The 21,535-nt window shown below is 70.5% G+C and carries 21 protein-coding genes; 14 read left to right on the forward strand and 7 right to left on the reverse strand.

What is annotated here, in order from left to right; all coding sequences use genetic code 11:
* Nucleotides 1–8 precede the first annotated feature (8 nt).
* Both ACZ5XS_RS00950 and ACZ5XS_RS00955 read left to right on the forward strand, forming a co-directional pair.
* The gene (locus ACZ5XS_RS00950; protein WP_468647074.1) at nucleotides 9–947 is read left to right on the forward strand and encodes an N-acetylneuraminate synthase family protein; all 939 of its coding nucleotides are present in this window, start codon (nucleotides 9–11) and stop codon (nucleotides 945–947) included.
* A 55-nt stretch (nucleotides 948–1,002) separates the two neighbouring features.
* Entirely contained in the window at nucleotides 1,003–2,100 is a 1,098-nt protein-coding gene (locus tag ACZ5XS_RS00955) for a hypothetical protein (protein ID WP_468647076.1), read from the forward strand.
* 6 nt (nucleotides 2,101–2,106) lie between these two features.
* Here ACZ5XS_RS00955 and ACZ5XS_RS00960 read toward each other — a convergent pair whose 3' ends face one another.
* Nucleotides 2,107–2,766, reverse strand: coding sequence for a class I SAM-dependent DNA methyltransferase (locus ACZ5XS_RS00960; protein ID WP_468647077.1), 660 nt, complete (start codon nucleotides 2,764–2,766; stop codon nucleotides 2,107–2,109).
* A gap of 267 nt (nucleotides 2,767–3,033) precedes the next feature.
* On the opposite strand from ACZ5XS_RS00960, the gene ACZ5XS_RS00965 reads away from it, so the two are divergent.
* The 8 genes from ACZ5XS_RS00965 to ACZ5XS_RS01000 all read left to right on the forward strand — a co-directional run bounded on the left by ACZ5XS_RS00965 (nucleotide 3,034) and on the right by ACZ5XS_RS01000 (nucleotide 13,001).
* The gene (locus ACZ5XS_RS00965; protein WP_468647079.1) at nucleotides 3,034–4,266 is read left to right on the forward strand and encodes an amidohydrolase; all 1,233 of its coding nucleotides are present in this window, start codon (nucleotides 3,034–3,036) and stop codon (nucleotides 4,264–4,266) included.
* Nucleotides 4,267–4,568: 302 nt separating this feature from the next.
* On the forward strand, nucleotides 4,569–5,621 hold the full coding sequence (locus ACZ5XS_RS00970; RefSeq protein WP_468647081.1) for a BMP family lipoprotein: 1,053 nt from the start codon (nucleotides 4,569–4,571) through the stop codon (nucleotides 5,619–5,621).
* Between the two features lie 371 nt (nucleotides 5,622–5,992).
* Nucleotides 5,993–7,048 carry a BMP family lipoprotein gene (locus ACZ5XS_RS00975; protein WP_468647083.1) on the forward strand — a complete coding sequence of 352 codons (1,056 nt, stop codon included), beginning with the start codon at nucleotides 5,993–5,995 and terminating at the stop codon, nucleotides 7,046–7,048.
* Between the two features lie 211 nt (nucleotides 7,049–7,259).
* On the forward strand, nucleotides 7,260–8,855 hold the full coding sequence (locus ACZ5XS_RS00980) for an ABC transporter ATP-binding protein (RefSeq protein WP_468647085.1): 1,596 nt from the start codon (nucleotides 7,260–7,262) through the stop codon (nucleotides 8,853–8,855).
* The gene (locus tag ACZ5XS_RS00985; RefSeq protein ID WP_468647087.1) at nucleotides 8,855–9,979 is read left to right on the forward strand and encodes an ABC transporter permease; all 1,125 of its coding nucleotides are present in this window, start codon (nucleotides 8,855–8,857) and stop codon (nucleotides 9,977–9,979) included. Before ACZ5XS_RS00980 ends, ACZ5XS_RS00985 begins: the two co-directional genes overlap by 1 nt.
* The gene (locus ACZ5XS_RS00990) at nucleotides 9,976–11,241 is read left to right on the forward strand and encodes an ABC transporter permease (RefSeq protein WP_468647089.1); all 1,266 of its coding nucleotides are present in this window, start codon (nucleotides 9,976–9,978) and stop codon (nucleotides 11,239–11,241) included. The genes ACZ5XS_RS00985 and ACZ5XS_RS00990 overlap by 4 nt, the downstream gene beginning before the upstream one ends.
* Entirely contained in the window at nucleotides 11,238–11,630 is a 393-nt protein-coding gene (locus tag ACZ5XS_RS00995) for a cytidine deaminase (protein WP_468647091.1), read from the forward strand. Before ACZ5XS_RS00990 ends, ACZ5XS_RS00995 begins: the two co-directional genes overlap by 4 nt.
* A gap of 93 nt (nucleotides 11,631–11,723) precedes the next feature.
* Entirely contained in the window at nucleotides 11,724–13,001 is a 1,278-nt protein-coding gene (locus ACZ5XS_RS01000; protein ID WP_468647502.1) for a thymidine phosphorylase, read from the forward strand.
* A 94-nt stretch (nucleotides 13,002–13,095) separates the two neighbouring features.
* Here the strand turns inward: ACZ5XS_RS01000 and ACZ5XS_RS01005 are convergent, their stop codons facing one another.
* Nucleotides 13,096–14,019, reverse strand: coding sequence for an AEC family transporter (locus tag ACZ5XS_RS01005; RefSeq protein WP_217236857.1), 924 nt, complete (start codon nucleotides 14,017–14,019; stop codon nucleotides 13,096–13,098).
* 183 nt (nucleotides 14,020–14,202) lie between these two features.
* Between ACZ5XS_RS01005 and ACZ5XS_RS01010 the strand changes: the two genes are divergently transcribed.
* Nucleotides 14,203–14,547, forward strand: coding sequence for an STAS domain-containing protein (locus tag ACZ5XS_RS01010; RefSeq protein WP_468647092.1), 345 nt, complete (start codon nucleotides 14,203–14,205; stop codon nucleotides 14,545–14,547).
* On the opposite strand, the gene ACZ5XS_RS01015 is transcribed toward ACZ5XS_RS01010, so the two are convergent.
* A complete protein-coding gene (locus ACZ5XS_RS01015; RefSeq protein ID WP_468647094.1) occupies nucleotides 14,431–15,441 on the reverse strand; it encodes a sigma-70 family RNA polymerase sigma factor in 1,011 nt (336 codons plus the stop codon). The genes ACZ5XS_RS01010 and ACZ5XS_RS01015 overlap by 117 nt on opposite strands.
* A 148-nt stretch (nucleotides 15,442–15,589) precedes the next feature.
* A complete protein-coding gene (locus ACZ5XS_RS01020; protein WP_468647096.1) occupies nucleotides 15,590–16,867 on the reverse strand; it encodes an MFS transporter in 1,278 nt (425 codons plus the stop codon).
* 63 nt (nucleotides 16,868–16,930) lie between these two features.
* Here ACZ5XS_RS01020 and ACZ5XS_RS01025 point away from each other — a divergent pair, with 63 nt between their 5' ends.
* Nucleotides 16,931–17,884 (forward strand): LysR family transcriptional regulator, encoded by a 954-nt coding sequence (locus ACZ5XS_RS01025; protein ID WP_468647098.1) that lies wholly within the window; start codon nucleotides 16,931–16,933, stop codon nucleotides 17,882–17,884.
* Nucleotides 17,885–17,970: 86 nt separating this feature from the next.
* Here the strand turns inward: ACZ5XS_RS01025 and ACZ5XS_RS01030 are convergent, their stop codons facing one another.
* The gene (locus ACZ5XS_RS01030) at nucleotides 17,971–18,732 is read right to left on the reverse strand and encodes a prolyl oligopeptidase family serine peptidase (RefSeq protein WP_468647100.1); all 762 of its coding nucleotides are present in this window, start codon (nucleotides 18,730–18,732) and stop codon (nucleotides 17,971–17,973) included.
* Nucleotides 18,733–18,845: 113 nt separating this feature from the next.
* Between ACZ5XS_RS01030 and ACZ5XS_RS01035 the strand changes: the two genes are divergently transcribed.
* The gene (locus ACZ5XS_RS01035; RefSeq protein WP_468647102.1) at nucleotides 18,846–20,009 is read left to right on the forward strand and encodes an adenosine deaminase; all 1,164 of its coding nucleotides are present in this window, start codon (nucleotides 18,846–18,848) and stop codon (nucleotides 20,007–20,009) included.
* A 138-nt stretch (nucleotides 20,010–20,147) separates the two neighbouring features.
* Nucleotides 20,148–20,507 (forward strand): ATP-binding protein, encoded by a 360-nt coding sequence (locus tag ACZ5XS_RS01040; RefSeq protein WP_468647104.1) that lies wholly within the window; start codon nucleotides 20,148–20,150, stop codon nucleotides 20,505–20,507.
* Between the two features lie 79 nt (nucleotides 20,508–20,586).
* Here ACZ5XS_RS01040 and ACZ5XS_RS01045 read toward each other — a convergent pair whose 3' ends face one another.
* Nucleotides 20,587–20,790 carry a PspC domain-containing protein gene (locus ACZ5XS_RS01045; RefSeq protein WP_468647106.1) on the reverse strand — a complete coding sequence of 68 codons (204 nt, stop codon included), beginning with the start codon at nucleotides 20,788–20,790 and terminating at the stop codon, nucleotides 20,587–20,589.
* Between the two features lie 117 nt (nucleotides 20,791–20,907).
* Nucleotides 20,908–21,459: a VanZ family protein gene (locus tag ACZ5XS_RS01050; RefSeq protein WP_468647107.1), complete on the reverse strand. Its 552-nt coding sequence runs from the start codon at nucleotides 21,457–21,459 to the stop codon at nucleotides 20,908–20,910.
* Nucleotides 21,460–21,535 lie beyond the last annotated feature (76 nt).

Below are 21,535 nucleotides of genomic sequence, written 5' to 3' on the forward strand. Positions count from 1 at the left end.
TTCCTGCCATGAGCACCAACTCCCGTCTGCGCACGTTCGGTTCGAAGACCGCCGGCCCGGGGCACCCCGTCTACATCACCGGCGAGATCGGCATCAACCACAACGGCGAGCTGGAGAACGCCTTCAAGCTCATCGACGCCGCCGCCGAAGCCGGCTGCGACGCGGTCAAGTTCCAGAAGCGCACCCCCGAGATCTGCACCCCGCGCGACCAGTGGGACATCGAGCGCGACACGCCCTGGGGCCGGATGACGTACATCGACTACCGCCACCGCGTGGAGTTCGGCGAGGACGAGTACCGCCAGATCGACGAGTACTGCAAGACCAAGAACATCGACTGGTTCGCCTCCCCGTGGGACAACGAGGCCGTCGCCTTCCTGGAGAAGTTCGACGTCCCCGCCCACAAGGTGGCCTCCGCCTCCCTGACCGACGACGAACTGCTGCGCGAGCTGCGCGCCACCGGCCGCACCGTCATCCTCTCCACCGGCATGTCCACCCCGAAGCAGATCCGCCACGCGGTCGAGGTCCTCGGCTCGGACAACATCCTGCTGTGCCACGCCACCTCGACCTACCCGGCGAAGGCCGAGGAGCTCAACCTCCGGGTGATCAACACCCTGGAGAAGGAGTACCCGAACGTCCCGATCGGCTACTCCGGCCACGAGACCGGCCTGCAGACCACCCTCGCAGCCGTCGCCCTCGGCGCCGCCTTCGTCGAGCGCCACATCACCCTCGACCGCGCGATGTGGGGCTCCGACCAGGCCGCCTCCGTCGAGCCGCAGGGCCTCACCCGCCTCGTCCGTGACATCCGCACCATCGAGGCCTCGCTGGGCGACGGCGTCAAGAAGGTCTACGAGTCCGAGCTCGGCCCGATGAAGAAGCTGCGCCGCGTCAGCGGTGTCGTCGCCGAGGCGGAGATCGCGGCGGCGGCGGGCGAGCCGGTCTCGGTCTGAGCCCCGGCACCCACACCCCCCACAGAATCAGTTACGACGGGACGGTCGTACGTAGATGAGCCGCCGCGCCGGGTCCGCCGGCCCCCGCACTCTCGCCTTCGTGGAGAGTCCGGTACAGCTGCTGAACGTGCTGGAGTGGGCGCACACGCGTGTGCGGACCCCCGGGCACGACGAGCACGAGCAGGCGCCCGGCGCGGGGCTCACCCTCGTCGTCCTGTCCCCGATCGACCCCATGACCCGCGGCCAGCTGCGCCGCATGTCCGAGCTCGCCCGCGAGGAGGGCCACCAGGTCCGCTGGGAGGAGGCGCGGGGCGGTCCCATGGCCCCGTTCCAGACCATAGGCGGCCTCACCGGGATGCTCCGCCGGGCCGACCGGGTGGTCCTCGGCGACCCCTTCTCGCGGTACGTGCAACTGCTGCTGACCATCACCCGGGCCCGTGACCTCGTCGTCGTCGACGACGGCACCGCCACGATGGAGTTCGTCGCCCAGCTCGCCGGCGGCGAACGCCTGGTGCGCTGGCACCGCAAGGGCGGCCGGCCCGGCGCCCGTGACCTGGTCTTCGCGCCGGTGTCGTCCGTGGCCCGGCGCCGGCTGACGCCGAGCGGGAACCGGACCGTGGAGATCTTCTCCTCCATGCCGATGGAGGAGACCCCGGCGGGCGTCACGGTCACCGCGAACGCCTTCGCCTGGACCCGCTCCCGCTTCGGCCCGCCCCGCATCACCAAGGGCGCCGACCTGGTCGGCACCTCGCTGGTGGAGACGGGCGTCGTCGACGGCGACCGCTACCTGGAGGCCGTCCGCTCCCTGGCCAAGGCCCACGGCGCGACCCGCTACTTCGCCCACCGCCGGGAAGCCACCGACAAACTCCACCGCCTCGCCGTGGAGACCGGCCTGGAGATCGTCCGCCCCGACCTCCCCCTGGAGCTGATCGCCCGCCGCGGCCCGGTCGGCCGTACGATCGTCAGCTTCCCCTCGACCGTCGTCCACACCCTCCCGCTCGCCCTCGTCGGCACGGACGTACGCGTCGCGGTCTGTGACATCGACCCCGAATGGCTCACCCGGAACGCCTCACCACGCGCGCAGGGCTTCCTGTCGGGTGTGACGGGCTCCGCGCCGGACGTGACCCGGCTGTCGGCGGTCACCGCGGTGTGACTTTTCCTACGCCGGCTTTCTTGCCAGCAGGAACGCCCGCGGCCGCGTCTCCTCCTCGTACGGCTCCCGCACCATCCGGACCTGGAGGCGCAGGCCCGCCGCGGTGAGGTGGCCGGCGACCGTCTCCGGCGTACGCCAGTAGTAGTCCAGCGAGATCTCCTGGCCAAACCGCTCCGCCAGGTGCAGCCGCCCCTCCTCCTGTCCGGACTGGAAGGCGAGCAGCACGTGTCCGCCGGGCACCAGCACACGGTGGAACTCGGCGAACGCCGTCGGCAGCTCCTCGTCGGGCACGTGGATGATCGAGTACAGGGCGACGATCCCGCCCACCGTCCCGTCCGGCAGGTCCAGGGACGTGAGGGATCCCACATGGAAGCGCAGACCGGGGTGGGCCCGGCGGGCCAGCTCCACCATCCGGGGCGAGAGGTCGACCCCGAAGACCGGCAGCCCGAGCGCCCGCAGCCGGGCGGTGACATGGCCGGGGCCGCTGCCGAGATCGGCGACCGGCGCGGACCCGTTGCCACGCACCAACTCCGCGAAGGCGGCGACCTGTGCGCGGTCCACCGGTCTGCCGGCGAGGCCGTCGGCGTATCGTTCGCTGTAGACGTCGGCGATCTTGTCGTACGACGTTCGGGTGGCCCGCAGGTGGTCCAGCGTCTCGGCACTCACGCTGCCGCACCCTACTGACCCGGCGTCCCGGCCGTAGGCCGATTCGCCGGTCCGACAGGTGAACAGACCGGCCTCTTCCGGGCAAGGCGTGGTATCCGTGGAGAAGAGGATGGGTGCCAAGCACGTCCGCTCGGCCGGAAAGACCGGCGAGTTTACCCATCTCGAACGGTACATATACGTCCGGCGATCAGATTTTCTTCCCCTTTCGGGTTGATCTTTTGTTGATCGAGGGTCAGCAGACCGTCCGGGCGTCCTACCCTTCAGAGGGTGAAGCAATTGACGTCCCTAGAGTCCGAGGCCGATTCCGCCGGGGAAGCGCTGCTTCCCGGTGTGCTGCCCGAGGCGCTCCGTGCCGAACTCGTCGCCTTCCGCCGCGACCTGCACATGCACCCCGAGCTCGGCAACCAGGAGTTCCGCACCACGGCGGCGATCAAGGAACGGCTCGAGAAGGCCGGCCTGAAGCCGCGCGTGCTCGCCGTCGGCACCGGACTCGTCTGTGACATCGGCGAGTGGGACGGCGGGCGTCCCATGCTCGCCCTGCGCGCCGACATCGACGGCCTGCCCATCCCGGACATGAAGACCGAGTGCTCGTACCGCTCCACCGTGCCGGACCGCGCGCACGCCTGCGGTCACGACGTGCACACCGCCGTGGTGCTGGGCGCCGGGCTCGTCCTCGCCGACCTGCACCGGCAGGGACGGCTCCCCAGGCCCGTACGGCTGGTCTTCCAGCCCGCCGAGGAGGTCCTGCCCGGCGGCGCCGCCGACGCCATCGACTGCGGGGTCCTCGAAGGGGTCGGGCGGATGATCGCCGTGCACTGCGACCCCCGGGTGGACGCCGGGCGGATCGGTCTGCGGCAGGGCGCCATCACCTCCGCCTGCGACCGGCTGGAGATCTCCCTCGACGGCCCCGGCGGCCACACGGCGCGGCCCCACCTGACGACCGACCTCGTCACCGCCGCCGCCCGCGTCGTCACCGACGTGCCCGCCCTCGTCGGCCGCCGCGTCGACACCCGCGCCGGCCTCGCCGTCACCTGGGGCCGGATCGAGTCGGGCCACGCCCCGAACGTGATCCCGCAGCACGCCGAGCTCTCCGGGACCGTACGGTGCCTGGACATCGACGCGTGGCGGCAGGCGCCCGACATCGTGGTCGCCGCGATCGACGAGGTCGCCAACCTGCACCGCGCCAAGTCGGAGATCAACTACGTGCGCGGGGTGCCGCCGGTCGTCAACGACCCGGTGGTCACCGAACTCGTCAGGGAGGCCATGATCGCCCGCCGGGGCGTCGACTCCGTCGAGGGCACCGAGCAGAGCCTGGGCGGTGAGGACTTCTCCTGGTACCTCCAGCACGTCCCCGGCGCCATGGCCCGCCTCGGCGTCCGCACCCCCGGCGAACGCTCCGTACGCGACCTCCATCAGGGCGACTTCGACGCCGACGAGTCGGCGATCACGGTCGGCGTGGAACTGTTCACGGCCGCCGCCCTGATGGACGGCGGTTTCTAGCCGGTCCCCGAAGGCCCCGCTCCGGTTGCGTACCGGGCGGGGCGGAGGGAGTCTGGGCGCGTGGCGTTCCAGCAGGTGCGTCACCACGCTGCATACACCCGGAGGCACGGAGAGTCACGGGACCTGAGGGTGCGGTGTCCCACAGCATCCCATTCGATCCGGTGGTTCACAGGGCCGTAACCGGCCATCGGCACGAATGGATAACGGCCACGCGAAACCCCGTTCCCAGGAGTGTCTACGCGCGTTACTCTGCGCCGAACTCAGCACCCACTGCGGGGCTTTGGAGAATGGGGAACTTCGAGATGCGTCGGATATCCAAACTGACCCGTGTCGCGGTGGGGGTCGCGTCGCTCGCGCTCGCCGCATCCGCCTGTGGCGGTACCAGCACTGACGACAGCGGCAGCGACAGCGAGAGCAAGGGCACGCTGGGCCTCGCCATCGCGTACGACATCGGCGGCAAGGGCGACCAGTCCTTCAACGACGCCGCGTACGCCGGCCTGGAGAAGGCCCAGAAGGAGTTCGGTTACAAGACCGCCGACGTCGAGCCCACCGAGGGTGAGACCGACGCCGACAAGGAACAGCGGCTGTCCTCGCTGGCCAAGCAGGGCTACAACCCGGTCATCGGCGTCGGCTTCGCCTACGGCCCCGCGTTGGAGGCCGCGGCCGCGAAGTACCCGAAGACCACCTTCGGCATCGTCGACTCCGTGGTCGAGGCCAAGAACGTCGCGTCCCTCGTCTTCGCCGAGGAGCAGGCCTCCTACCTCGCCGGCGTCGCCGCGGCCAAGGCCACCAAGACCAACACGGTCGGCTTCGTGGGCGGTGTGGACATCCCGCTGATCCACAAGTTCGAGGCCGGCTACAAGCAGGGCGTCACGGACACCAACTCCAAGGTCAAGGTCATCTCGCAGTACCTGACCCAGACCGCGGAGGAGGGCGGCTTCTCCAGCCCCGACAAGGGCAAGGCCGCCGCCGAGGGCCAGATCGAGAAGAAGGCCGACGTCCTCTACGCGGCCGCCGGTCTCTCCGGCCAGGGCGTGATCGAGGCCGCCGCCAAGGCGAAGGTCTGGGCGATCGGCGTCGACTCCGACCAGTACAACCAGGCCGCGCTGGCGGCGTACAAGGGCTCGATCCTGACCTCCGCGCTCAAGGACGTCGGCGGTTCGGTGTACGCCCTGGCCAAGTCCGTCGAGGACGGCAAGCCGCTGACCGGCGTCCAGACCTTCGACCTGAAGGTGAACGGCGTCGGCCTGTCGGAGAGCAACCCGGAGTTCGCGAAGGTCGCGGGTCTGTCCGCCGCGGTGGCCAAGGCCAAGGAAGAGATCATCGACGGCACCATCAAGGTCAAGACCGAGTAGTTCCGCGCGGTTCCGCCCGAACGGGCGAACGCGGTCGGAACGGTACGAAGCGGGCGGGGACTCCTGAGTCCCCGCCCGCTTCGGCGTGTCGTGCCCGGATCACTCACCGCCACCCTCCCTTCGCGGTCGGCAACCCTGTGAGTCAAGGGTGACTCGCGTTGGGCACGGCCGGATAACAAGGTGGACAGAAGGGGTTTTCAGGCAGGTCTACGCGCGTTAATCTGCGGCGAAGCCAGCGTCGATGTTGAACCATCCCCGGCGCTGAGCGACCCCGGGGCAGTGCGAGCGACGCCCCCGCGCCGCCCGGCAGGCACCCTCGCCGGAACGCACACGCACTTCTCCGGACCCGCTATACGACAGGAGCACCACACATGCGCCGGATTTCCCGGATCACGGTCGCAGGCGCAGCGACCGCCTCTCTGGCCCTCGCCCTCTCCGCCTGTGGCGGTACCTCGACCTCGACGTCGGGCTCGTCCTCGGACGCGAAGGGCGACAAGGGTCTCGCCATCGCGTACGACGTCGGCGGCAAGGGCGACCAGTCCTTCAACGACGCGGCGTACGCGGGCCTGGAAGAGGCGAAGAAGGAGTTCTCCTACGACACGGCCGACCTCGAGCCCACCGAGGGCGAGACGGACGCCGACAAGCAGCAGCGTCTGGAGTCGCTGGCCAAGCAGGGGTACGACCCGGTCATCGGCATCGGCTACGCGTACGCGCCGGCCGTCAAGGAGGCCGCGGCCAAGTTCCCGGACACCACCTTCGGCATCGTGGACGACTCCACGGTCGAGGCGGACAACGTGGCGGACCTCGTCTTCTCCGAGGAGGAGGCCTCCTACCTCGCCGGTGTCGCCGCGGCCAGGAGCACCAAGACGAACGTGGTCGGCTTCGTGGGCGGTGTGGACATCCCGCTGATCCACAAGTTCCAGGCGGGCTTCGCGCAGGGCGTCAAGGACACGGACCCCAAGGTCAAGGTCCTCTCGCAGTACCTCACCCAGACGGCCGACGAGGGCGGCTTCTCCAGCCCGGACAAGGGCAAGACGGCGGCCGAGGGCCAGATCGAGAAGAAGGCCGACGTCGTCTACGCGGCCGCCGGTCTCTCCGGCCAGGGTGTGATCGAGGCGGCCGCCGCCAACAAGGTCTGGGCGATCGGCGTCGACTCCGACCAGTACCGGCAGGAAGCCCTCGCGAAGTACAAGGACTCCATCCTCACCTCGGCGATGAAGGACGTCGCCAAGGCGGTGTACAACCTGGCGAAGTCGGTCGAGGACGGGAAGCCCGAGACCGGTATCGTCAGGGGCGATCTGAAGACCGGCGAGGTCGGCCTGTCGAACTCCAACCCGAAGTTCGCGGACAACACCGAGCTGCAGGACGCCATCAAGACGGCCAAGGAGAAGATCGTCAGCGGCGAGATCAAGGTCAAGAGCAGCTGACTGAGCAATACCCTGAGCAGCGTGTAACCGCGGGGTTACGTCCGCTCAACGGGGTACGGGGAGGCTGTCTCCCCGTACCCCGTTGTCACGGGCGCCGGGCCCCTTTTCGATGCCGTAGGGGCGCTACGCGCGTAGACGACCCCCGTCCCCAGGAGAGTGCGCCATCAACGCGTCCAGCAGCCCTCCGGCCGGAGCGGCGGTCAAAGGTCAAGTGACCGCCGTCGAGCTCGCCGGGATCACCAAGCGTTTCCCGGGCGTCGTGGCCAACCACGACATCCATCTCACCGTCCGCAAGGGCACCGTCCACGCCCTCGTCGGTGAGAACGGCGCCGGCAAGTCGACGCTGATGAAGATCCTCTACGGCATGCAGAAGCCGGACGAGGGCACCATCGCGATCGACGGTGAGCCGGTCACCTTCTCCTCCCCGGCCGACGCCATCGTCCGCGGCATCGGCATGGTCCACCAGCACTTCATGCTGGCCGACAACCTCACGGTGCTCGAGAACGTGGTGCTGGGCAGCGAGAAGCTCCACGGCATCGGCGCCAAGGCCCGCCGCAAGATCAAGGAGATCTCCGAGCGCTACGGCCTCGGCGTGCGACCCGACGTCCTCGTCGAGGAACTCGGCGTCGCCGCCCGCCAGCGCGTGGAGATCCTCAAGGTCCTCTACCGCGGCGCCCGCACGCTGATCCTGGACGAGCCGACGGCCGTGCTGGTGCCCCAGGAGGTGGACGCGCTCTTCGACAACCTCCGCGAGCTCAGGGCCGAGGGCCTGTCGGTCATCTTCATCTCCCACAAGCTGGGCGAGGTCCTCTCCGTCGCCGACGAGATCACCGTCATCCGCCGCGGCACGACCGTCGGCACCGCGGTCCCCGCCGAGACCACCCCGCGTCAGCTCGCCGAGATGATGGTCGGCAGCGAGCTGCCCACCCCCGAGACCGCCGAGTCGACCGTCACCGACCGCCCGGTCATCACCGTCGACAAACTGCGTCTGGAGGCGGTCGGCGGCAAGGCCCTCCTCGACGACATCAGCTTCACGATCCACGCGGGCGAGGTCCTGGGCATCGCCGGCGTCGAGGGCAACGGCCAGACCGAGCTGGTCGACGCGCTCATCGGCCTCAAGAGCGCCGACTCCGGCACGATCTCGCTGATCGAAGAGGACATGACCGGCTGGCCCACCCGCAAGCGCCGCGAGCAGGGCATCGGCTACATCCCCGAGGACCGCCACCGCCACGGCCTGCTCCTGGAGGCCCCCCTCTGGGAGAACCGCATCCTCGGCCACGTCACCGAGAAGCCCAACGCCAAGGGCGTCTGGCTGGACCCCAAAGCGGCCCAGGAGGACACCCGCCGGATCGTCGCCGACTACGACGTGCGCACCCCCGGCATCGACGTCACCGCCGCCTCCCTGTCCGGCGGCAACCAGCAGAAGCTGATCGTCGGCCGCGAGATGAGCAGCAAGCCGCGCTTCCTGATCGCCGCCCACCCCACCCGGGGTGTGGACGTCGGCGCACAGGCCGCGATCTGGGACCACATCCGCGAGGCCCGCCGCGAGGGCCTGGCCGTGCTGCTGATCTCCGCCGACCTCGACGAGCTGATCGGCCTGTCCGACACCCTCCGCGTGATCTACAACGGCAAACTGGTCGCCGACGCCGACCCGGCCACCATCACCCCGGAGGAGCTCGGCTCGGCCATGACCGGTGCCGTCACCGGGCACCTCGAACACGAAGAGACCCCCGAGACCCCGGCAGACACCCCCGAGACCCCCGAGATCCGCAAGTCTCCCGAGTCTCCGGAAGACGAGGCCCGCTGATGAAGAAGTTCGACAAGGAGCGCGTGCTCCTCGCGGTGGCCGGACCGGTCATCGCGCTCGCCGTGGCCTTCGTGCTGAGCGCGATCGTGCTGGTCGCCTCCGGCAAGAACCCGGTCGAGCCCTTCTCGATCATGTTCGAGCAGGCCTCGTTCTCCGACGTCCAGGTCCGCATCATCAACCAGGCGTCGATGTACTACATCGCGGCGCTCGCGGTGGCCATCGGCTTCCGGATGAACCTGTTCAACATCGGCGTCGACGGCCAGTACCAGCTCGCCGCCATGATGGCCGCGATCGTCGGCGCCCACGCGAACCTGCCGGCGGTCCTGCAGATCCCGCTGCTCCTGCTGACCGCAGTCTGCACCGGCGCCTTCTGGTCCGGCATCGCCGGTGTCCTCAAGGTCACCCGCGGGGTCAGCGAGGTCGTCGCGACGATCATGCTCAACGCGATCGCGGTCTCCGTGATCGCCTACCTGTGGCTGCCCAACGTCTTCGGCGTCAAGGTCGGCAACAACAACACCACCGGCGAGATGCACGAGTCGGGCTGGGTGCCCGGCATCGACATGGGCGCGGCCGGCGAGATCTACGGTCTGGTGGTCCTCGCCGCGATCCTCGGCATCGGCTACTGGGTCGTCCTCAACCGCACCCGCTTCGGCTTCGACCTGCGCGCCTCCGGCGCCTCGGAGTCCGCGGCGGCGGCCAGCGGTGTCGACCCCAAGCGCATGGTCCTCACCGCGATGCTGATCTCCGGCGGTCTCGCCGGTCTCGCGGGCCTGCCGATCCTGCTCGGCGACTCGCACACCTACAACCTCAACTTCCCCACCGGCATCGGCTTTCTCGGCATCGGCATCGCCCTGCTCGGCCGTAACAACCCCACCGGTATCGCCTTCGCCGCCCTGCTGTGGGCCTGGCTCGACAAGGCCTCGCCCGAGCTGGACTTCCACGACTACGACAAGGAGATCGCGGTCATCATGCAGGGCCTGATCGTGCTCTCGGTCGTCGTCTCGTACGAGGCCGTACGCGAGTGGGGCCTGCGCCGCCAGCAGCGCCGGGTCGGCGCGGAACTCGCCGCCGGAAACGTCCTCGGCGCCGACAACAACGTGAAGAAGGAGGTGGCGGGCCGATGACCACCGTGACCGACCTCAACCAGCCCACGCTGCAGCCCACGGCGCCGACAGGGCGCCGCATGTCATGGCCCGTCCTGCTGCTGGTCATCGCCGGAGCCCTCGCGCTGACGTCGATCGTCCGCATCATCACCGGCGCCGACGGCATCACCAACGTCAGCCAGATGTCCACCGCGCTCCAGCTCGCCGTCCCGATCGGCCTCGCCGGCCTCGGCGGTCTGTGGGCCGAGCGGGCGGGCGTCGTCAACATCGGCCTCGAGGGCATGATGATCCTCGGCACCTGGTTCGGTGCCTGGGCCGGCTTCCAGTGGGGCCCGTGGACGGGCGTCCTGGTCGGCATCCTCGGCGGCGCGATCGGCGGCCTGCTGCACGCGATCGTCACCGTCTCCTTCAACGTCAACCACATCGTCTCCGGTGTGGCCATCAACATCCTCGCCCTCGGCGCCACCCGCTACCTCGCCCCGCTCGCCTTCGAGGGCCACACGGGCGGCTCGGCCAAGCAGTCCCCGCCGGTGGAGTCCCTCGGCAACTTCACGGTGCCCGGGCTGTCGGACGCGCTGACCGACCTGAACGCCAAGGGCTGGTTCTTCATCTCCGACATCGCCGGTCTGCTCGGCGGTCTGATCACCAACGTGTCCTGGCTGACCCTGATCGCCATCGCGCTGATCCCCGGCACCTGGTGGATCCTGTGGCGCACCGCGTTCGGTCTGCGGCTGCGGTCCTGCGGCGAGAATCCGATCGCGGCCGAGTCGCTCGGCGTGAACGTCTACAAGTACAAGTACATCGCCGTGATCATCTCCGGCGGTCTGGCCGGCCTCGGCGGTGCCTTCCTCTCCATCGTCGCCAACCCCTTCTACCTGGAGGGCCAGACCAGCGGCCGCGGCTACATCGGTCTCGCCGCGATGATCTTCGGCAACTGGATGCCGGGCGGACTCGCCATCGGCGCCGGGCTGTTCGGCTACACCGACAGCCTCAACCTGCGCGGCGGCTCCGAGAACGTCCACGCGCTGCTCCTGCTCGGCGCGCTGCTGCTGATCATCGGCTCCATCTGGCTGGCGTTCCGGAAGAAGTACACCTCGTCCGCGATCACCCTGCTCGTCGGCGGTCTGGTGCTCGCCTGGTACCTGGGCACCAACGAGGTCCCGAACCAGGTCGTGTCCGCCACGCCGTACGTCATCACGCTCGTCGTCCTCGCCCTGTCGGCCCAGCGCCTCAGGATGCCGAAGGCGGACGGCATGCCGTACCGGAAGGGACAGGGCAAGTGACCGACGTCGACTGGGACATGCTGCGGGCGGTGGCCCGGGACGCCATGTCGCGGGCGTACGCCCCGTACTCCGGCTACCCGGTCGGCGTGGCGGCCCTGGTCGACGACGGGCGTACGGTCTCCGGCTGCAACGTCGAGAACGCCTCGTACGGCCTCGGCCTGTGCGCCGAGTGCGGGCTCGTCTCGGAGCTGCACAACACCGGCGGCGGCCGCCTCACGCACTTCACCTGCGTCGACGGCGACGGCGCGATCCTCGTCCCGTGCGGCCGCTGCCGGCAGCTGCTGTACGAGTTCGGCGGTCCCGACCTGCTGCTGGAGACCCCGGAGGGCGTCCTGCCGCTGTCGAAGATGCTGCCGCAGGCCTTCGGGCCGGGGCATCTCACCAAGTAATTCCCGTGCGGCCCCTTCGAGTTGCCGGCTTCGGCCACTCGGGGGGCCGCGCGGTTTCCGCATGCTTTTCACAAGGAAGGCCACGCCATGGCCATGGACGCCATCTCCGTCATCCGCACCAAGCGGGAGCGCGGTGAGCTCAGCGACCGGCAGATCGACTGGGTCATCGACGCGTACACCCGCGGGGAGGTCGCCGACGAGCAGATGTCCGCGCTCGCGATGGCCATCCTGCTCAACGGCATGAACCGCCGCGAGATCGCCCGCTGGACGGCCGCGATGATCGCCTCCGGCGAGCGCATGGACTTCTCGTCCCTGTCCCGGCCGACGGCGGACAAGCACTCCACGGGCGGCGTCGGCGACAAGATCACCCTGCCGCTCGCCCCGCTGGTCGCGGCCTGCGGCGCGGCCGTCCCGCAGCTGTCGGGCCGCGGCCTCGGCCACACCGGCGGCACCCTGGACAAGCTGGAGTCGATCCCCGGCTGGCGGGCCCTGCTCTCCAACGAGGAGATGCTGTCCGTGCTCGACGGCACCGGCGCGGTGATCTGCGCGGCGGGCGACGGCCTGGCCCCTGCCGACAAGAAGCTGTACGCCCTGCGGGACGTGACCGGCACGGTGGAGGCGATCCCGCTGATCGCCTCCTCGATCATGTCGAAGAAGATCGCCGAGGGCACCGGCTCCCTGGTCCTGGACGTGAAGGTGGGCACCGGCGCCTTCATGAAGACCATCGAGGACGCGCGCGAACTGGCCTCCACGATGGTGGGCCTGGGCACGGACCACGGGGTGAAGACGGTCGCGCTGCTCACGGACATGTCCACCCCCCTGGGCCTGACGGCGGGCAACGCGCTGGAGGTCCGCGAGTCGGTGGAGGTCCTGGCGGGCGGCGGCCCGGCGGACGTCGTCGAGCTGACCATCGCCCTGGCCCGCGAGATGCTCGACGCGGCCGGCGTGAAGGACGCCGACCCGGCGAAGGCCCTCGCCGACGGCTCGGCCATGGACGTCTGGCGCCGCATGATCGCGGCCCAGGGCGGCGACCCGGACGCGGAGCTGCCGGTGGCCCGCGAGCAGCACGTGATCAAGGCCCCGTCCTCGGGCGTCCTGACCCGTCTCGACGCCTACGGCATCGGCGTCGCCGCCTGGCGCCTGGGCGCCGGCCGCGCCCGCAAGGAGGACCCGGTGCAGGCGGGCGCGGGCGTCGAGCTGCACGCCAGGCCCGGCGACCCGGTGACGGAGGGCCAGCCCCTGCTGACCCTGCACACGGACACCCCCGAGCGCTTCGCGTACGCCCTCGAGTCCGTGGAGGGCGCGTACGACATCGCGGCGGCGGGCACCGAATTCACGGCGTCACCCGTGGTGCTGGAGCGGATCGCCTGAGCGGATCGCCTGACGCGGGGGAGGACCGGGCCCGGGGCCGGGGCTGTCGAAGCCCCGGCCCCTTTGCCGGTCCGTCCGGGGCGCTGCCCCGGGCTCAGCCGAGCAGAGCCGCGACCACGACCAGCACCGGCACGGACAGCACCGTCGACACCAGGATCGAGTCCCGGGCCAGTCGCTCGCCCACGCCGTAGCTGGAGGCGTAGGTGAAGAGGTTCTGCGCCGCCGGGAGCGCCGAGGTCACCACCACGTCGAGCAGTGGCGCCCCGCGCAGTCCGAACACCCCCACCGCCAGCGCCCAGGCCACCGTCGGCTGCCCCACCGTCTTCAACGCGACCGAGAGCAGCACGAGCGGGCGGTCCGGGCCCCGGCCCGGCATCGCGCTGCCGCACAGGGAGATGCCGAAGGCGAGCAGGACCGCCGGGACGGACATGTTGCCGATCAGGGTGACGGGGTCCATGACGAAGGACGGGATGCCGATTCCGGATGCCGAGACCGCCACTCCGGCCAGCGACCCCACCGCGATCGGATTGCGCAGCGGTGTGAGCAGCCGGTGCCACAGCGGGCCCTTCTCGCCGTCCCTGCCCGACAGGTCCAGGACCGTCAGCGCGACCGGCGTCAGGAGGAGCAGCTGGAACAGCAGGACCGGTGCCACCAGGGAGGCGTCGCCGAGCACGTAGACGGCGATCGGGATGCCGAGGTTGCCCGAGTTGACGTAGCCGGAGCACAGGGCGCCGATCGTCGTACGGCCGACTCCCCAGCCGCGTACGACACCCACCGCGACGAAGACGCCCGCCGCGGCAGCCGTGCTCAGCGCGGTCACGAGCAGGCGGCTGGAGAAGATCATCGACAGGTCGGTGGGAGCCAGCGTGGTGAACAGCAGAGCGGGTGTGGCCACGTGGAACGCGAGCTTGGTCAGGACGTCACGGCCGTGTTCGCCGAGGTGACCGCCCCGCCCGAGCGCATAGCCGACGCCGATGACGACGGCGATGACCGCGAAGCCGGTCAGCACCCCCTGCACGGAGCCTCCTCACAGGTGAGGAAGGCGTGCGGTCTCCGGGGCGGCGCCGATATGTGGGGCATACAGGCAACCCTCCGGGGAAGGAGGGCGGCGGGTCAATGTGATCCCGGTCGGCGGACAGCGGGGAAGACGCCGGCCGCGATGAGTTACGCCCGCCCCGTCGGTCTACCGCTCGTGGACGCCATGACACCCGCAGTACTCGTGCTGACCGGCCCCGTCACCAGGGACGAGGTGACCGGGCTGTGCGACGAGGTGCGGGCGCTGCTGGAGGCCGGTGGGGCCAGGACCGTGGTGTGCGATGTCGGAGGACTCGGGCCGCCGGGGCTCGGCACCGTCGACCTGCTGGCGCGCCTGGAGCTCGCCGCCAAGCGGGCCGGGGGCCGGATCCGGCTGCGGGACCCGGACCCGGGCTTACCTGCCCTGCTCGACCTGGTCGGCCTCCGCCTCGAGACGGAGGGGCAGCCCGAACAGCGGGAACCAGCGCTGCGTGTCGAGGAAGCAGTGGAACCCGGTGATCTCGCCCTCTGAGATTTCGAGGACCTGCACGGCCCACGGGACGAAGCCGCCCTTGTCCGGGTCCGGCTTGTACTGGGCGAAGCCCGGCAGGCCGTTGACCTGGACCGGCACCAGGCGCGAGCCCGCGCAGGGGGCGCCGAGCGTCGTCATGAAGCCGGTGATGTCCGCCGGGCCGGTCAGCCACAGGTCGAACGGCGGCATCGTCATGACGGCGTCCTCGTGCAGCAGGGCCGTCAGAGCGGTCATGTCATAGCCCTCGAACGCCGCCACATAGCGGTCCAGGAGCTTTTGCTGCTCGTCGTCCAGCGGGTCGGACACGGCCGCGTCCGCGCCGCGCTGCTCCCGCTCGGCGAGCGTCGCCCGGGCCCGCTGCAGTGCGCTGTTGACCGACGCGACCGAGGTGTCCAGCAGTTCGGCGACCTCGCTCGCCTTCCACGCCAGCACCTCGCGCAGGATCAGCACCGCGCGCTGCTTGGCCGGGAGCTGCTGGAGGGCGGCCATGAAGGCGAGCCGCACGGACTCCTTGGCGACGGCCGCCTCCGCCGGGTCCTCGGTCGTGGGCAGCACGCGTCCGTCCGGCATCGGCTCCAGCCAGGTGTTGTCCGGGCGGGGGGACAGGGCGGCCCGGGCGAGGGGGGTGGACTCGGTGAGATCCATCGGCCTGGCGCGCTTGTTGCCGGCCGTCAGCATGTCCAGGCACACGTTCGTCGCGATGCGGTACAGCCAGGAACGGAGGCTGGAGCGGCCCTCGAACTTGTCGTAACTCCGCCAGGCCCGGACCATCGTGTCCTGCACCGCGTCCTCGGCCTCGAAGGAGGAGCCGAGCATGCGATAGCAGTACCCCGTCAGCTCGGTCCGGTGTTTCTCCAGCCTGACGTCAAGATCCGTCGTCACCGTGTCACTCATCGTCGTCCACCCACCCCTGTGGCGTTCCTGTCGCGCGCCTTCGCGCCCAGCACTTCGGAAGCTACCGCAGGCCACTGACAATGGCCTGGGGAGTGGGGAAAAGTGCAGGTCGGGGGTCCAGGGGGCGGAGCTCCCTGGTACGGCGCCGTCAGTGGGCCGGCACTGCCACCCGCCGCGCGGCGACCCGCGCCGCCCGCGACCCGAAGACCGTGATCGTCACGACGCCGAGCACCGCCAGCAGGCCGACGCCCACCGTCCCGGCCCAGCCGCCCGCGTGGAAGGCGACCGCGCCGACCGTACTGCCCGCGCTGGAGCCGACGTAGTAGGACGACTGGTAGAGGGCCGAGGCCTGCGCCCGCCCCTTCGTCGCCGTCTTGCTGACCGCCGACGAGGCGACCGCGTGTCCCGCGAAGAAGCCCGCGGTGATCAGCACCAGTCCGAGCAGGACCAGCGGAAGGGAGTCGGCCAGGGACATCACCAGACCCGCGGTCGTCGTACCGCCCGCCGCGTACAGCGCGCCCCGGCGGCCGAGGCGCCCGACCAGCCGCCCGGCCGTGGACGCCGACACCGTGCCCACCAGGTAGACCAGGAAGATCGACCCGATGATGCCCTGGGGCAGGCCGAACGGCGCCTCCGTCAGCCGGTACCCGATCACCGTGTAGACGCCGCCGAACACCGTCATGAACAGCGCGCCGATCGCGTACAGCCGGCGCAGCAGCGGGTCGGAGAGGTGGTCGCGGACCGTGCGGGCCAGTACCCGGGGCCGCAGCGAACCGGGTACGAAGTTCTTCGGCGCCGGCAGCAGCAACCGGAAGGCCACCGCGCAGCCGACCGCGATCACGCCGATCACGCCGACCGCGACCCGCCAGCCCCACTCCTGCGCGACCCAGCCGGTGATGACCCGGCCGCTCATCCCGCCGACGCTGTTGCCGGCGACGAACAGGCCGATCGCGGTGATCAGCGCCTTGGGCGTGACCTCCTCCGCGAGGTAGGCCGTCGCCGAGGCCGGCAGACCCGCCAGCGCCGCGCCCTGCACCGCCCGCAGCACGATCAGCGCGGTCAGCGAGGGCGCGAAGGGGACCAGGAGGCCGACGGTCACCGCGACCGCCAGCGAGGCGGTCATCACCGTACGCCGGCCGAACCGTTCCGACAGGGCGCTCATCGGCAGGACGAACAGCGCCAGTCCGCCGGTCGCGGCCGCCACCGTCCAGCTCGCCTCGCTCGCCGCCACCCCGAAGTCGGTGGAGATCAGCGGCAGCAGAGCCTGGGTGGAGTAGAGAAGAGCGAAGGTCGCCACGCCGGCGAGGAAGAGGGCGAAGCTCATCCGGCGGTAACCGGGACCACCCGGGGCCACACGGGAATCGACGACAGGGGCTGGAGCAGCGGCGCCCACGACGGTGGACGCCCCGGTACTGGCGGGAGACATGCCTCGAAACTACGTACGCTCCCGGTCATCCGTCCAATGCATGGAATCGGCATAATCGTTCCCATGGAGCATCAGCAGAGGTCACAGGCGCGTCTGTCACCATCCAGTGACACAGAAGACATGGTGATGTTGCTGGCCCCGCGCCTCGCGTACTTCGCCGGCGTCGCCCGCACCGAGCACGTCACCCGCGCCGCCCAGGAGATGCAGGTCCCGCAGTCCACCCTGTCGCGAGCCATGGTCCGGCTCGAACAGGATCTGGGCGTCGACCTGTTCGCCCGCCGCGGCCGCACGGTCTCCCTCACTCCCGCCGGACGCACCTTCCTCGGCTCCGTCGAGCGCGCCCTGGCCGAGATCGAGCGTGCCGCCGACGAGGTTCGCGCCGACGCCGACCCGGCCACCGGCAAGGTCGCCTTCGGCTTCCTGCACACCATGGGCGCCGAGACCGTGCCGGGCCTGCTGCAGGCCTTCCGCGCCGACCATCCCCGCGTCCGCTTCAGCCTCGTCCAGAACTACGGCGAGGCGATGATCGAGCGGCTGCGCGCGGGCGAGCTGGACCTGTGCCTGACCTCTCCGGTACCGGACGCCCCCGACCTCGTCGCCCGCCGCCTCGACGAGCAGAAGCTCCGCCTGGTCGTCCCCGCCGACCACCGCCTCGCCGCCCGCCGGCGCATCCGCCTGGCCGAGGCCGCCGACGAAACCTTCGTCACCCTCGAACCCGGCTACGGCCTGCGCCGCATCACCGACGACCTCTGCCAGGAGGCGGGCTTCAAGCCCCGGGTCGCGTTCGAGGGCGAGGAGGCGGAGACGCTGAGGGGTCTGGTGGCGGCGGGCCTGGGGGTAGCCCTCCTGCCCCCGCCCGTCTTCCCCCGCCCGGGAGTCGTGGAACTGACGGTCACGGCCCCGAGGGCGGCCAGAGAAATCGGCGTGGCCTGGCTCGACGGCCACCCGGACACGCCGCCGGTAGCGGCCTTCAAAAGGTTCCTGCTCTCCAAACGAGGCAATCTGCTGCCAACCTGAGGGGCGCGGGGCTGTGTCGACATGCGGCTCCGCCGCGTGGGCGCGATCACCCCCCATAACCCGCACACCCCCACCGAACCCAAGCCTCAACGGCGCAGGGACCGCCCGAAGCCGGAGGCGAGCGGCATCCGCAATCCCAACGGCGGCGGCGCCGCCAGCGCATCGCGGACCGGCCGCGACAGCGCCCGCCCGAACAGCGTTCCCATCACGAAGTCCTCGGTCAGCGCGTGGACTTCGTTCCGGTGCTGGTGCAGCCCGTGTCCGTCGGAGTGCACTTCGAACCGGCACACGTCCCGGTTGGCCTTCTTCGCCCGTGCCGCCAGCCGGAACGACAGCTCCGGATCCGTCCGTTCGTCGTTCGTGCCGTGCACGATCAGCACCTGGCGTCCCACGAGCTGCTTCACCGGTTCGGGTGGAGCGGCCACGTCCTCCTCGGGCAGCCAAGGGGCGAGTGCCACCACGGAGTTGACGGTCTCGTGCCCGCTCGCGTGCAGCGCCGCGCGCCCGCCCATGTCGACGCCGACGAGGCAGACGGAGACGTCGCCGTAGCGCCGTACGACCTCCTCGACCGCCCAGGACGTGTCGCGCGCCGGATGGGCCTCGCTGCCGTTCCAGCCGCGATAGCGGTAGTGGACGACATGGGTGACCAGGCCGTCGTCACGCCCCGTACGCGCGAGTCGGCGCCCCAACGTGCGTACGGACGCGGTCGCCAACAAGGGGGACGGTCTGCGGCCGGAGACCTCGTCGCCGCCGGGGAGCAGCAGCACCACCCCGCTCACCGCCGTCGGCTCCGGTCCCAGTGCCCGCCCGAGCCGGGCCGTACGAACCGGCGTCGCTTGCTGTGCCATGACAGAACAGTGTCAGAAGCGCGGGTGTACGCCACTAGTACGTGCGGTCACCGTTACGTATCGACGATTTCGTACACCGCACGATCTACGCGCGTAGGCGTTAGAGTGCGAAAATGACGAGCCAGACTGCCCCGAAAGGAACCACCCCGAGCTCGGACCAGATCCGCCGGGCGCCCAAGGTTCTGCTGCACGACCACCTCGACGGCGGGCTGCGCCCCGGCACGATCGTCGAACTCGCCCGGGAGACCGGGTACTCCCACCTCCCCGAGAACGACCCCGAAAAGCTCGGCGTCTGGTTCCGCGAGGCCGCCGACTCCGGTTCCCTGGAGCGGTACCTGGAGACCTTCTCGCACACCGTCGGCGTGATGCAGACCCGGGACGCGCTCGTCCGGGTCGCCGCCGAGTGCGCCGAGGACCTCGCCGAGGACGGGGTGGTGTACGCGGAGGTGCGGTACGCCCCCGAGCAGCACCTGTCCGGCGGCCTGAGCCTCGAAGAGGTCGTCGAGGCCGTCAACGAGGGCTTCCGGGAAGGCGAACGCCGTGCCCGTGCCGGCGGCCACCGCATCCGCGTCGGCGCCCTGCTCACCGCCATGCGGCACGCGGCCCGTGCCCTGGAGATCGCCGAACTCGCCAACCGGTACCGCGACCTGGGCGTGGTCGGCTTCGACATCGCCGGCGCCGAGGCCGGGTTCCCGCCCACCCGGCACCTCGACGCCTTCGAGTACCTCAAGCGCGAGAACAACCACTTCACCATCCACGCCGGCGAGGCCTTCGGGCTGCCGTCCATCTGGCAGGCCCTGCAGTGGTGCGGCGCCGACCGGCTCGGCCACGGCGTGCGCATCATCGACGACATCCAGGTCCACGAGGACGGCTCGGTCCAGCTCGGGCGGCTCGCCTCCTACGTACGGGACAAGCGGATCCCCCTGGAGCTGTGCCCCAGCTCCAACCTCCAGACCGGGGCAGCGGCCTCGTACGCCGAGCACCCGATCGGGCTGCTGCGCCGGCTGCACTTCCGGGCGACCGTGAACACGGACAACCGGCTGATGTCCGGCACCAGCATGAGCCGGGAATTCGAGCATCTTGTCGAGGCGTTCGGTTACACACTCGAAGACATGCAGTGGTTCTCCGTCAATGCGATGAAATCAGCGTTCATTCCTTTCGATGAACGACTCGCGATGATCAATGACGTGGTCAAGCCCGGATATGCCGAGCTGAAGTCCGAATGGCTGTTCCAGCAGACCGCCTCCACCAGCGGTTCTGTGGGTGCGGAGGGCTGACCGGGGAAATCCGGTGACCCGGAATGCGGGCGGGCTTTCACCATCCGTCCGCATTTCGATGTTTGCGGAGGGCGGTGTGGCGTGTTTACGGTCGTGAACCGCTCACATCACCGTCATCCCATTCAAGGACGCGTTTACATGAAGCAGTCTGCTGCCAAGACCCTCGGTGTCGCCGCTCTCGGTGCCGCCTTCGCCGCCGCCGGTGCGGGCGCCGCGAACGCCGCCCCGGCCGTCCCGGACGCCACCGGGGCGCTGGGCGGCGTCACCCAGACGCTGCCGGCGGAAGGCGTCACCAAGTCGCTGCCGGGGGCCGGTGACGCGCTGTCCCAGGCGCAGCCGGCGCTCGCCACCAGCCTGGCCGCCGTGCAGCCGGTCGCGCAGCAGGTGCTCTCCCAGGGCCCGACCGCGCCGGTCGCCGGTCTGCTCGGCGGGCTGCCGGTCGGTGGCGCCGGGCTGCCCACGCAGGGCCTGCCGGTGAACGGGCTCCCGCTCGGCTGATCCGCACCGCCTCCGAACGCGCCGGTGGGGCGCACCCTTGGACACGGGGTGCGCCCCACCGGCGTGCGCGTATCCGCGCTCACCAGGCCGTGCGCGCGGCCTTGTTCTCCGACGGGAACAGGATCCACAGCGCGGCGTAGAGCAGGAACTGCGGGCCGGGCAGCAGGCACGAGACGAGGAAGATCACCCGCATCGTGGTGGCGGAGGTGCCGAAGCGCTGCGCCAGCGCGGCACACACTCCGCCGATCATGCGGCCGTTGGTGGGGCGGGCGAGGCGGTTCATTGCGGCTCTCCTTCGATCGGGTCGTTCCCCTACGGGCGCGTCAGCGTCCCTGCGTCGGCTGGTCGCTCCGTCCATCTGCCTTCCAAGCTACGGGCACGAAGCGGACGAAGCGTCGCTCTACGGTGCGATCCCGACCCTGGGAATCGTCGGGGTCCGACCCTGAGGAGCGTCCTCCTGACGGACCGGGCGGCTGCCGACGTGCTCGGTCCTGCGGCGGAGCCAGGCGCGGGCCGCGGGCACGAGCGCCGCGTGGGTGAGGGCGACGCCCGCCGTGTTCAGGAGCAGCGAGTCGATGTCGACGACCTGCCCTGGCACCGCGGTCTGGAGCAGTTCGATGCCCAGCGAGATCAGGGCGCCGGCGGCCATCGTCCGGAGCAGGGAGGCGAGCGGCGAGACCGTGAGCCTGCCGTGCGCCATCGGGAGCAGCACGCCCAGCGGGGCCAGCAGCGCGAGCCCTTCGCCGATGCGCCGGACACCCTCCTGCCAGCCGAGCGCCGCATCCGCCCGGATACCGGCCAGCGGACGCAGATTGGGTGGCATCACCCAGGGGACGTCCAGCGGTCGCAGCGTGAACCAGGCGACGAACACGAGGTGTGCGACGAGGAGGACGCCTCCCGTCACACGGATGCGAATCGCGGCACTGCCGCCGATGGAGCCTTGACGCTGCACGCCCCCCTAGACGCGGCCTCCGGCACGAACGGTTCCGGGACACCCAGAGGTACGTGCATGAGGCTTGCGCCACACC

It is taken from the genome of Streptomyces sp. NPDC033131, from assembly GCF_055578365.1.